General features: G+C 41.9%; 9 protein-coding genes. 3 read left to right on the forward strand and 6 right to left on the reverse strand.

Translation table 11 applies throughout. The features are described 5' to 3' along the window. The first annotated feature begins 9 nt into the window (after positions 1-9). The 3 genes from E5672_RS15925 (at position 10) to E5672_RS15935 (ending at position 4,638) form a co-directional block, all read left to right on the forward strand. Positions 10-759: a SapC family protein gene (locus tag E5672_RS15925; RefSeq protein ID WP_136783108.1), complete on the forward strand. Its 750-nt coding sequence runs from the start codon at positions 10-12 to the stop codon at positions 757-759. 20 nt (positions 760-779) lie between these two features. After that, complete coding sequence (locus E5672_RS15930; RefSeq protein ID WP_136783109.1) at positions 780-2,237, forward strand: SLC5 family protein; 1,458 nt, start codon at positions 780-782, stop codon at positions 2,235-2,237. 271 nt (positions 2,238-2,508) lie between these two features. Then, positions 2,509-4,638: an alpha-galactosidase gene (locus E5672_RS15935; RefSeq protein ID WP_136783110.1), complete on the forward strand. Its 2,130-nt coding sequence runs from the start codon at positions 2,509-2,511 to the stop codon at positions 4,636-4,638. 47 nt (positions 4,639-4,685) lie between these two features. Here the strand turns inward: E5672_RS15935 and E5672_RS15940 are convergent, their stop codons facing one another. The 6 genes from E5672_RS15940 to E5672_RS15965 form a co-directional block, all read right to left on the reverse strand. Next, positions 4,686-5,777 carry a tetratricopeptide repeat protein gene (locus E5672_RS15940; protein ID WP_240692257.1) on the reverse strand — a complete coding sequence of 364 codons (1,092 nt, stop codon included), beginning with the start codon at positions 5,775-5,777 and terminating at the stop codon, positions 4,686-4,688. A 170-nt stretch (positions 5,778-5,947) separates the two neighbouring features. Further along, on the reverse strand, positions 5,948-7,234 hold the full coding sequence (locus tag E5672_RS15945; protein WP_167483155.1) for an alpha/beta hydrolase family protein: 1,287 nt from the start codon (positions 7,232-7,234) through the stop codon (positions 5,948-5,950). Between the two features lie 331 nt (positions 7,235-7,565). Further along, positions 7,566-8,573 carry an alpha/beta hydrolase family protein gene (locus E5672_RS15950; RefSeq protein WP_136783113.1) on the reverse strand — a complete coding sequence of 336 codons (1,008 nt, stop codon included), beginning with the start codon at positions 8,571-8,573 and terminating at the stop codon, positions 7,566-7,568. A gap of 553 nt (positions 8,574-9,126) precedes the next feature. Then, positions 9,127-9,372 carry a hypothetical protein gene (locus E5672_RS15955; RefSeq protein WP_136783114.1) on the reverse strand — a complete coding sequence of 82 codons (246 nt, stop codon included), beginning with the start codon at positions 9,370-9,372 and terminating at the stop codon, positions 9,127-9,129. An 81-nt stretch (positions 9,373-9,453) separates the two neighbouring features. Next, positions 9,454-10,692 (reverse strand): phosphoribosyl transferase, encoded by a 1,239-nt coding sequence (locus tag E5672_RS15960; protein WP_136783115.1) that lies wholly within the window; start codon positions 10,690-10,692, stop codon positions 9,454-9,456. A gap of 13 nt (positions 10,693-10,705) precedes the next feature. Continuing rightward, a complete protein-coding gene (locus E5672_RS15965) occupies positions 10,706-11,731 on the reverse strand; it encodes a DNA-processing protein DprA (RefSeq protein ID WP_136783116.1) in 1,026 nt (341 codons plus the stop codon). Between the last annotated feature and the right edge of the window lie 116 nt (positions 11,732-11,847).

Below are 11,847 nucleotides of genomic sequence, written 5' to 3' on the forward strand. Positions count from 1 at the left end.
AACTATAATATGCCAAAATTTGAAACTTTATCGGCTGATGCCCACAGCACGCTCACTATTGATGAGAGCAAACTTGCTAGCACTTATTCGAAGTTCCATCTTCTCAACATTGAGATAAAGGAAGCGGTTCAAGCATCTAGCGATTTCCCACTTTTTTTCAGCAAATCAACCGAAGCAAAGTATTGGACAATTTCAGCACTGTGCGGCCTGGCTCCCCAAGAAAACGTGTTTGAAACACAAGGTACATGGCTTGGTCATTATGCACCGCTTAGTCTTCGCACCTTACCTTTTATTGTGCGTTTGGGAAATGAAGGTCAGCAGCAAGAAGTATTGATTGATGTCGACTCGCCAGCTATTTCATCTCAAAACGGTGAAGCGCTTTTTTTATCTTCAAAGCGTCCGACTGCGTACTTGGATAACAAGAAGAAACTGTTAGAAGAGCGCGTAACCGCCATGCAGCAGACTGCTGTAATGATGAACCAAATAAGCGAGATGGGACTTATTCATTCTGTTGACTTGATTATAGAGTTCAAGGACAACACCAGCCAGCGCGTGGGCGGATTAGCGACAGTAAACGAACAGCGCTTGCAGAATTTAACAGCGGACGAACTGGCGAATTTAAACCAAAAAGGCCTACTTAACGTGCTGTTTAATATTCTTGGTTCTATTTTGCAAGTGAACCGCGTTATTCGTCTTCATAACACTAAATTTCCTGATCGCGCTGTAAACAACATTAAGTTCGAAACCAGCAAGTCATAACTGCCCTCTAGGAGTAAAACATGTTTTCCAGCACTATTCAGGTGTCTGTTTTTGTCTTTGTGACTGCTTTAATTGGTTTTCTTACCTATTTAAGTTGCCGCGGACAAAATAGAAATGCTCAAAACCAAAACCGCGAATACTTTCTTGCAGGCGGAGGTCTAGCTTGGTATTTCGTTGCGGGTAGTATCACGCTCACCAACTTAAGTACCGATCAGCTAGTAGGTATGAACGGTAACCAAATGGCCTTGTTAGCCCTATGGGAACTAGCAGCGGTTGTAGGCCTTTTCGTACTGGCAAAAGTATTTCTGCCCGTGTATTACAAATTCAAGTGTACAACCACAACAGAACTTCTAGAGCAGCGCTATCACGACAAGCATATCCGAGCGGTAATCAGTGCTTTGTTTTTCGCGGGTAGTGCACTCATTTTCTGCCCAGCGGTAATTTATTCGGGCTCGTTGTTTATGCAGTCTATGTTTAACGTTGAACTACCGCTCATGTACATTGCAGTTATCTTCGTTATCGTTGGTGCCCTGTACGCTATCTTCGGCGGTCTTCGCGCAGTAGCAGTGTCTGATACCTACTCAGGCGTGCTTCTTTTAACCATGGCAGTACTGGTGGTTATTCTAGCGCTTCAAGCCATCGACTATAACTTTGACGGCATCCCGCAGGAGCGCCTTACACTAATTGGCGATGATGAGTCTCCAATCCCGTGGCACACCTTGCTTACCGGTATGATTTTTATTCAAATGTTCTACTGGGGAACGAACCAGGTTATTACGCAACGCGCTATGGCTGCCCCTTCATTAAAAGAGGCACAAAAAGGTGTGTTCGCAGCTGCCGGTATCCGCTTACTCATTGTGCCTGCAATTATTGTTATTCCAGGTATCGTTTCATACAAACTATTCGGAGATATTGGCGATAGCGCCTACGGTAAGATTGTTGCCACTGTATTGCCCGATTGGCTTTCTGGCGTATTCGCTGCGGCCATGGCAGCTGCGGTATTAACCACGTTCAACAGTAACTTGAATTCAGCCACAGCACTTTATGTGTGCGACATTCACGAAAGCTATGTCAATAAAACACCTAACGTGCCTAAGCTAAGCGGATACGTGACTGTTCTATTGTGTTTGGTATCGCTTGCGCTTATTCCTGTATACCAACAAGCTGATAGTATTATTAACCTGGTTCAAAAGCTTTATGGCCTATTAAGCATGCCTATTCTTTCGGTATTTATCGTGGGTTTGCTGTTTAGAAACGTACACGCTTTTGCCGCCATTGGCGCGGTACTATTCGGTGTTTCTATTTATGCACTTATGAGCTTTGAAGCTTCACCCATGTATGCGCCATTTGGGCTTCATTATATACACCTTATGTTCGCAACCCTTATTGGCTGTGTCGCATTCGCACTTATTGTGAACCGCGTGGTGTTTAACCAAAAAGCAGAGTTTTCTTTAGAGCTTTATAAAAAAGAAGCTTAACATTTTAGAAACACGTAGAAGAAGGATGTCATTTGGCATCCTTTTTTGTTTTTAACATTTTATTTTAATATCAGTACATTTAAATTGGTCAGACTTCAATTACGCTGCAATGCAGACTAACATTGAAAGTTAAACGTTTACCCTAAAGATGTGGAATCGTCATAGTGAACGTGATTAAATATTCCTACAATAAGCAGCTAAGCTTCATTTAGATGTTTGTAAAAAATTAGCTAAGCCACCAAATTTACGTTTTTTTAACGCTGAGGTTTTTATGTCGTCACTTTCTCCCTTCGTGCGCCTGTCGAACGAAAAGGCTACTTTAATATTCGACTGCCAAGGTCGTATGCCCAAGGTTATTTACTATGGTGCGCCATTAAGTGACAGCACCACCCCAGAAATGCTAAGTGTTCTTAATACACGTCAAGAAGCTAAATGTGCGCCGGTTATCGAGCCACCGATTACACTAGTACCTACTCACGGTGAAGGTTGGACAGGTCAGCCAGGGCTAGAGGTATCGGGCAATGCAGATCAATGGTCGGCTGGCTTTAGCTTGGTTGATGTTAATCATAACGCGCAATCTGTCTCTTTTATTGCCGAAGACACGTACCGCGGTATGCGCCTTATTACAACTGCCGAACTCGATGCAGATACCAGTGTGGTTAAGTATGTTTCTCGCATTGAAAATAGCAGTGATACTCCACTTAACTTAACTTACTTAAATGCAGCAAGCCTTCCGCTTCCTACAACGGTTAGTAAAATTAAGACATTCGAAGGTCGCTGGTCAGCAGAGTTTCAGACCAAAGATCACGATCTCTTCTTTGGCAGTTATGTACGTGAAAATCGCCGTGGCAAAACCTCTCACGACACCTTTCCTGGCCTGATTGCATTCCCTCAAGGTACGGGGGAGCTTAACGGTGAGTGCTATGGTTACCACCTTGGTGCCTCAGCAAACCATAAGCTTCGCGCAGAGCTAATGGCTGACGGTAGAAGCTATGTTCAGTTCGGTGAATTACTCTTCCCGGGTGAAGTGGTACTTAATGCAGGAGAAAGCTATACGTCGCCAGTGCTTTATACTGGCTACGGCTGTGATGGCTTTTCTTCACTGTCGCAACAGTTCCACAATTTCATTCGCAGTAATGTGCTAAACCATACCGCTGAATCAAAGCCTCGCCCAGTGCACTACAACACATGGGAAGGAATTTATTTTGACCATAACGAAGATGAGCTTAAAGCCTTGGCTGATAAGGTAGCTCCACTAGGTATTGAGCGCTTCGTTCTAGATGATGGTTGGTTCAAAGGGCGCAGAAACGATAAAGCTGGACTTGGTGACTGGTTTGTAGATGAAGCCATCTATCCAGAAGGACTAAATGGATTAATTGACCATGTTACTGGTCTTGGCATGGAATTCGGCATTTGGTTTGAGCCAGAAATGGTTAACCCAGATAGCGACTTATATCGCGCGCATCCTGAATGGGCACTTCAAACTGAAAACAACCCTCATGTGCCATTTAGAAACCAATATGTATTGGATTTAACCAACCCTGAAGTGGTTGAGTACCTGTATAAAGTGATTACTGATGTACTGAAAGCCTATCCCAAAATAAGCTACATCAAGTGGGACATGAACCGCGACGTAAACCATCCAGGAAATCTTCAGGGCAAACCTGCTATGCACGGTCAAATGGCTGCGCTGTATAGTTTAATTGACCGCGTTAAAGCCGCCAAACCAGGCATTGAGATTGAAAGCTGCTGTTCAGGCGGCGGCCGTGTAGATTTGGGTATTTTGCCACATACAGATCGCTTCTGGACGTCAGACTCTAACGACGCACTAGACCGTTTGTACATTCAGCGCGGCTGCTCTTACTTCTTCCCATCAGAAGTAATGGGCGCCCACGTAGGTCCGCGTGACTGCCATATTACAGGTCGTAACCTACCTATTGAGATTCGTTCAGCAGTAGCTTTGTTTGGTCACATGGGCATAGAAATGGACCCACGTGAACTGACAGATCACGAACAAAAAGTGCTCTCCGATGCTATCTCACTTTATAAAAAGTATCGACATATTACCCACGGCGGCGACCTATTCCGCATGGACGATGACGGTATGAACGTGAAATTTGGTTACGTGTCGAAAGACAAGCAGGAAGGCATTTTTGCGTATAACAGCGTTACAGAAACCGTACGCACCACGCCGAACCGTTTCTACTTTGCGGGGCTTGATGTTAACAAGCAATACACCATCGAACGCGTATGGCCTGAAAAGCTAAAAGAATACACCCCGTCTATTTTGCAACAAACAGACGGGCAAGTGTTCTCTGGTGAAGTGTTAATGAAGTACGGTATGCAGCTGCCGGTACTTTTCCCTCAGACAGCGTTAATTTATACCGTTAAAGCGCTGTAGCGCATAAACACTTGATTTAAAGATGCGAAAAAGCGAGCTTTGCGGTGCTACACCGCAGCTCGTTTTTTTATTGCCTTTTTAATTTCCTTAAGTGTTTTAGCAAAGCGTTCATCGCTGTCTTCTTTTATCGTCTCAACAAGGTTTTGCGCTTCATTCACTTTGTCTGCGTTAAGAAGAAGTTCAGCTAAGCGCAACCGGGCCCAATTAGCTCCTGGTAAGCCTTTAGTATCAATGGTAGTAACTTGGTAGTCTTCCAAATAGCTCTTTAACGCATTAATACCTGAATCTGTGTATTCCCCACTTTCAACAGCAACTTGCCCTAGGCGATACTTTCCGTACATAAGATTGGATTTACGCTCTTGATACGTATCCCAAGCCTCAGTATCTGCTTTTGAAACGACAGCCAAATCTGTATCTGATAATGGCAACAATGTATCGTAAGACGCAGCATACTGCTCATCACCTAAATAAAAGCTACCTAGCTCAACCCTAGCGCGAATATGGGTACTATCATCTTCAATCAAAGAGGCGAAGATTGCCTCTGCTTCTGCCTGTTTATCTTTTTCTAAATAAACCTTGGCTGTAGCGAACTGCCCTTCTGTAACATCTAGTTTTGAGATTGTTTGCGCAAGTGTCGTGGCCTCATCCAAATCGCCACCAGCAATAGAGGGGGCCATTAGATGAAATTGCAATAAGGCTTGGTAGACAGCGACCTGTTCCGGGGCAATTTCTACGGCTGTTTCTAGACTCTTTTTAGCTTTTTTAGCATAGCCCAGGGCCGAGAATATACTGCTTGAAGCTTGGGCGCCCATTACGCTCGCGTGAGTGTGATAAGCCTTATAATTATCACTGTAATCCGCAATAAATTGCTCTGCAGCCTCTTCCGCATCATCTAAATCTATGTTCATAAGCGCAGAAATAAGCATGTTGTGCTGTTCTGGCGATTTGCTTTCAACGGTATCGAGGGTTTCTACAATGTAATTAAAGTCTTCTTTTTTGAAGTAGGTTTTTAGCGTTTCTACATCATCGGCGCTTGCTGTAGCAACCTTCTGTGCTGCTGCATGGCTTTGGGTAACAGTCATGGACGGTATTAATATGAAAGAGCAGGCACATAATGCTGACACAGTAAATTTACGCATTTTCACTTCCTTATGGTTGAGTTTATGGGATAGCCGAGATACCGCTTTAAAGCGCTTTTTACTATCGAGAGTTGGTAGAAGCAGTCTTACATTACGCCACAATGGGTTACGATAGAAAATAAATATGTAACAAAATAAAAAAGGATGCTGATGCATCCTTTTCTAAGCTTTTATTTTCCGTCCATTTCGAGGCCTAACGCCCAACGGTCGTCAAAGCCCTTCCAAGGCTCTGGCTTCTTACCGCCTACGGGGATTTGGGCGCTACTGCCACTCACGTTCAGGTATTCACAATCATCTTTTAAACCTTTTACATGGCAATTCATAAGCGCTAACGCGAAGTGCTCGTTGATAGCATTAAGCTTTTGTACTTCCCACGCAGGTTCAATGTAGCTTCCCAAATCAAACTCGCTGCCATAGGCTTCTTTTGGGGCAGGGTGAGGTGCGACATTATGACGCGCATTTTTAACGGTAAGCAGTTTAGAGCCTTCACTCCCAGTATTTTCGAATAACCATTTAATGCCGTTGTAACCAGAAATATCGTCGTTATCACCCGCTACATAAAGAACCGGCACCTTGATGTTATTTAGTGATTCAACATCAAATAGCTGATGTTGCCCACCCCATGGCGCCAGCGCAAGCGCTGCTTTCCATGCAGGAAGTACATCTTTGCTACTTTCTTCACCACCGGCGCACGTATTTAGCGCGTCTTTAATAAGGGCTGCCACTTTAGGGTCTTGTGTACCGGTAAAGGTTGCTGCTGTTTGATCGTTGAATGCATAGCAACCACCTACTGTACTAACTGCGCCGTACCCTCCCATTGAATAACCAATTACCCCTGCTTTACTTGCGTCGACATTATCTTTGAAAAATTCGTTATCGCTGATGCTGTTTAAAGTAAGTACTTGGTCTCGTGAGCGGTTTAGTAATGTGCTTGGAAAACCTGAGTACGGGTTTTCAGCAAAATTAACGTCTTTATTCGTAGAATCTGTGTGGTCGATTGCCGCTACTACATAGCCGTGAGACGCAAGGTGTTCACCTAGATAAAACATAAGAGTGCGGTAGCCGGTATACCCGTGTGATATGACAATTACAGGGTAACCAGAGTCTGACTTAGCAATCGGAACATCTCGGCTTGCATCACCCTCTATTTCAAATACTTGACCGCTGCGCGTTTCATTCACATAGGTTGCTGACTTAGCTGCGCTTGAAGCGGGATACCAAACCTCTAGAGTCAATTTACGTTCGACATCATTTCCAGCAATATCTTTCACTTTGTCAGCATAAGCCACTTCAATGGTGCGTACTCCAACAGTATGCTCGCCACTTTCACTCAGTGACGGCATGACATCTGCGGGGAACGGCTTATAAAGCGTTTGGGCAGCTGATACCGACGTAGATATAACGGCGGTTGCTGAGAACAGAGCAACTCCGCCGAAAAGCAGGGATAACGTTTTCATAATGATAGGCATTTTTTTAATTAAGTTAATAAATTAATAATACCTTTTAACGAGTGAGGAGCAAGATATGTGCTATTTTTAATGGTAATTAGGATCAATAAAAAGCAATGATTCAAAAAGGTAAAACGTATTACCCTCCCGTTCATTATATTTCCTTTAATGGGCGCAATTCATTTATCAATGTCAGTTATATTTTTAACCTTAAAATTAATGTTCGGCTTGTCTTAACAAGCCTCGCATTGTCATTGCTGTATTCGATTAGTTTGCTAGCAAAGGGACACAGGTATTTGGAAATAATGGCCAAAAGCTGCATCCACATGGCTTACTATCTTTATAGGTGCTTGTGAAACCAGCTCACGATTTCGTTATTTGCCGCTTCTTTATTTTTGATAAGCCCATGACTGTCGTTAGGATACAACACCAGTTTATGAGGAATATTGTATCGGACTAGTTCAGAGGCGAAGTCTTCGGAATGTTTGACGGAAACCCGCTTGTCGGCAGTTCCGTGTAAAAGCAAAATTGGCACATTTGGAGACAACTTATCAGCCCATTTTAGTACCGACCTTTTATCTAGTTCTTGTTGCTTATTTTCAAGATAGTTAGGAATTCGCTTTTCATACACTTTTTCCATTTCTGGACGATAGATTAAACCCTTAGCTAAATCCGTATTGCCAGCAATGGTAGCGATAGCTCTAATATTATTACTATGCTTTAGCGCCAAGTGTGTTTGCATACCACCTCGACTGGCTCCATACATACCAAGCCTATTCGAGTCAGCCCCACTTATCGCGGGTATCAAATCTAATAAGGCAGTAACATCTCTAACATCTTTTCCACCAAACTCATCTAACGTATCAGACTTGGTATGTGTTCCCCTATATTGACTTCCGACGATAACAAAGCCCTCTTTTGCTATAGGGAATAAGTTATGCATCATCGAGCCAAAAACTACACCGCCAAAATTACCATTCCCACCACGATTATAGATAAGTACAGGGAGTTTTTTATCAGCCCCCTTTGGTTTGATAACATACCCTTTAACCATGTGAGAATCGACTTCATATTCAAATGTGCTGCAGTCTAAACTACTCTTATAAAGGTCATATTTTTCTTGCGTAAACATTGAATCAAACCATGCAAGTTTTTTATTTACGGCCTCTTCGGTCTTTGTGCTTTTCTCGTATTTATTTTTCATTTGATTGCGCCAAGAACTATAGTCTGAAAATATCCAGCTAAAGCAGCTACGTTCGTTTTTGACCTGCTCATGCTTGAGTAAATTCGATGCCGAAGATAAAAATGACGGTACTAGCAAGGAAACCAAAAGTAGGTATCTTTTCATAACAAATCCTTTTTGTTTTGTATGAAGCATTCCATTATGTTTTAAATAGAAATTCAATTGTTATACAGGCACGTAAACCTTAGCCTATAAAATATCAGCGAAGCAAATTTATAAAAGAAGTACTCTTTTTAAAGACGTTATATGGCCTTTATGTTGCCAATGTAGCTTTCTGCTCTGAGCTAGCAGTATGGAATGAGTTTTCGAATCTATGGTTGCTGGATAAAAGCAAGCGTATGCAATTCAATGAAGAATTGCCAAACCTATTTAACATGTTCAAGCTTAGTAATTGTGTAACAATCAAAATTTAAGTGTAAGAAATAAAAAACCCAGCTTTTACACTGGGTTTAGTCAAATCTTTTGATAAAAAGTGATTTATATTTACACTTTTAATTTATACGTAAGCTAGAACGGTAGTGCTCACAAACAAGTTTATATATTATCACTCAACACAAACTTTTTCAATATAATCAAGATTTTGAATTTATAAAGCGAGTTGGACGTTACGTTTTGTGTAACATTTTAAGCTCAAAGTTAGATATCTAGGCACGAAACGTTACAGGTTAGATGCGCTAGAACATTCGTGTTTTTTCACTTCAGCATCATGGATTTGGTCAAAATTGAGAGATAAGTCATACTTGCTGATGGCTTTGATATCAAATCGCCTACCATCAGTTAACTCGACTTGCGCCTCTTTGCCCAAGTGAAACTCTATGATTTCCTTAGATAAGTAAGCAAAGTAAGCGTTATCTGGTAGTTTGGCATTTGCTTTAGCGATACAAGTTATCTCATTGCAAGTCATCAATATAACCTCTAAGTAGTATTTATCTTAAACAGTATATTGCTGGGCTGAGATAATAGTTACTGTACATTTAGCCTGATTTTATTGAGGCCAATCCCAATTAACATATCGTGCCAAAGTACCACCTAGCTCGTTAGAAGCATCGTGGTCAACTAAGTAATGATGATAGTTGTAACTCTTCCCTGTCGGTACATCAGTAAAGTGATTTTCCTCGTAGGGGTTGAATTCACCCATATCCCCAATAGTCTGATAGTCTGTGTTTATAGTCTTTAGCCACGTAACGAGTATCGTTTTAGCTCCAGTTTGCTCAATAAACTTTCTGCCTGAATCAAGCGATAGCCCTCCAGTACAGAAGTCATCAACCAACAGCACTGTTTTACCGCGCTTTACGGGTGGATTCGTGTAAACACCATTCTGATTCTTTTGGGGAGAGCGGTTTAGCTTGATAGTATTAATCTGAGTATGGTGATCAACAGCCTCTCTTCTTATTCGCGCATGTTGTAGTTTTGTTGCTGTTGTATGCCGAATTATCAGGTCATGGAGGTAAGCTTTACGAAAGCACTTCCCAAAAGTTCTCAAATCATCATCCATTTGCTGATTGCCATAACCTCGTTTGTGTCCTGGATAAGCAGTTACGTAATCAATACGTTGATGAATGCCCGTAAAGTATAGGCTTGTAACTAACGCTCCCAACCAAAAATCTACTTGTCCTCTCCCAAACTTAGCGGCTTCTCTCGCATGTTCAGAGTAATTCTTTAAGTCAGGTCGATACGTACTGAATGGAGCTAGTGCGTAATATTCAAAATCACCGTCAATAATTTCATGACTCCAGAAATGGTCTCTTAGACAGAGCGTGTCTATAAAACGGGCAACCTCTTTTGGTTCACTAAACTCAAAGCCGTAGTCAGTGTTGTTATTGAACCAAGTGGCTCTTAGAAACAATAAACCACCATTTATGGAAGTTCGCATGTCATCGTCACTGCTTCCTAGATAGACAACCTCATTACTTTGCCACCCCATTTTTTTGAGAACGTATTCTGTGACTGCTTTTTGCGGTTTTGAAGGAACAGCAGAGTCTCTTACTCGCGTAATGATTTCTAAATCGTCAAATTTTTCTTCTAGCGCATCGTAGAGATCACGTTTCGAACCATCTTTACTAGTTAGTACTCTCGGCTGATTCGCCAACAAAACAGGCTTTATTCCCCTCAATTTGAGATACGCCATTAGTTTTTCAACTTCTGTGAACACTTGTTGATCGATGTCACCTTGATTCAGCAATGTGTCAACTACGCTGAGAATAATTCCTTTTAACTTTGCCATTCACTGAGTTCCTTTATAAATCGAGCTTGAACTGTTCTTTTTTGGGATTTACAGGTTCTGATGAAGTTTTTGGGGGCTTGTTTTCATCAACCAGCGACAGGATGTACTCTTCAACGTCAGCAGTTTGATGTGGCACTTGGAAGACCATTCCTTTTTGATAAGACTCTATAAACTTCCTCTCTGGGTTGTTCTCATCAGAATCAGGTAAACAAAGCATCGCAATTAGCCTCCCATAGTCCTTTGCAAAATTCACAGTATGGGCAGTACCGCTTTTTATCTTCCACTCTAAGGGGATCAAACAATCTGAAAGTGCAGCTTGAATTCTGTTGCGCTGCACGAAGTTACTTGCACTGTATGATTGTCCAACTAGATACTCAGTTACGACCGTACCTCCATTAGCTAATATATCTGCCCTTAGAATCTCAGACCCTTTTGGAAAATTGGAGTCAATTCCCGTACCAAGAACTGCAACGGTAGGTATGCCAAACCGAAGAGATTCGTAGTGGACGCTTTGATCAATTCCTTCTGCTAATCCGCTGACAGTTACCAAATTTTTTTTATGTAGAATGGAGTGAATATATTTACTCAGCCAATACCCATCTTGGCTACATTGTCTACTTCCAACCAAAGCTACAGACGCTTTGTTTAAATTCTCTAGTGAACCTTGAACAAATAACCATAAAGGGGGCTTATCTATAGCTCTTAATTTCTCTGGGAATAAAGATTCTTGACTAAAGACTACCTGAACTTTGTCTTTTGCCAGTTTTTTTAACAGACTAATACCGTCAGCCCATAGCTGTTGTTGAAATGCCTTCCAAGAATGTTCAACCTCGTGCAGCGTAGGTTCTAATTTTATTCGCAGTGTTTTTGCAAATTCATCAGCGCTGGAGTTCTTGATAAAGGCTTTGAGGCTATCAACATTCCGCACCAGTTTATGCAGAGTTTTGAACCCAACGCCATGCAGTGATTGCAATGCACAAAATGCAACTCTCTCTGATTGCCAATACTCAATATCTTTTGTCTTATTATTTTCTGACATCGCGTTCCAATTGCTGCAAAAGCACATCCATTGACCGTATTTTAGGGGTAACACGCCCCTGATTCGAATGTATTTTATCTGCTTACAGGTTACACTTTATCTTATTAAATTCCCAT

The organism is Alteromonas portus (genome assembly GCF_005117025.1).
Taxonomy (GTDB): Bacteria; Pseudomonadota; Gammaproteobacteria; order Enterobacterales; family Alteromonadaceae; genus Alteromonas; species Alteromonas portus.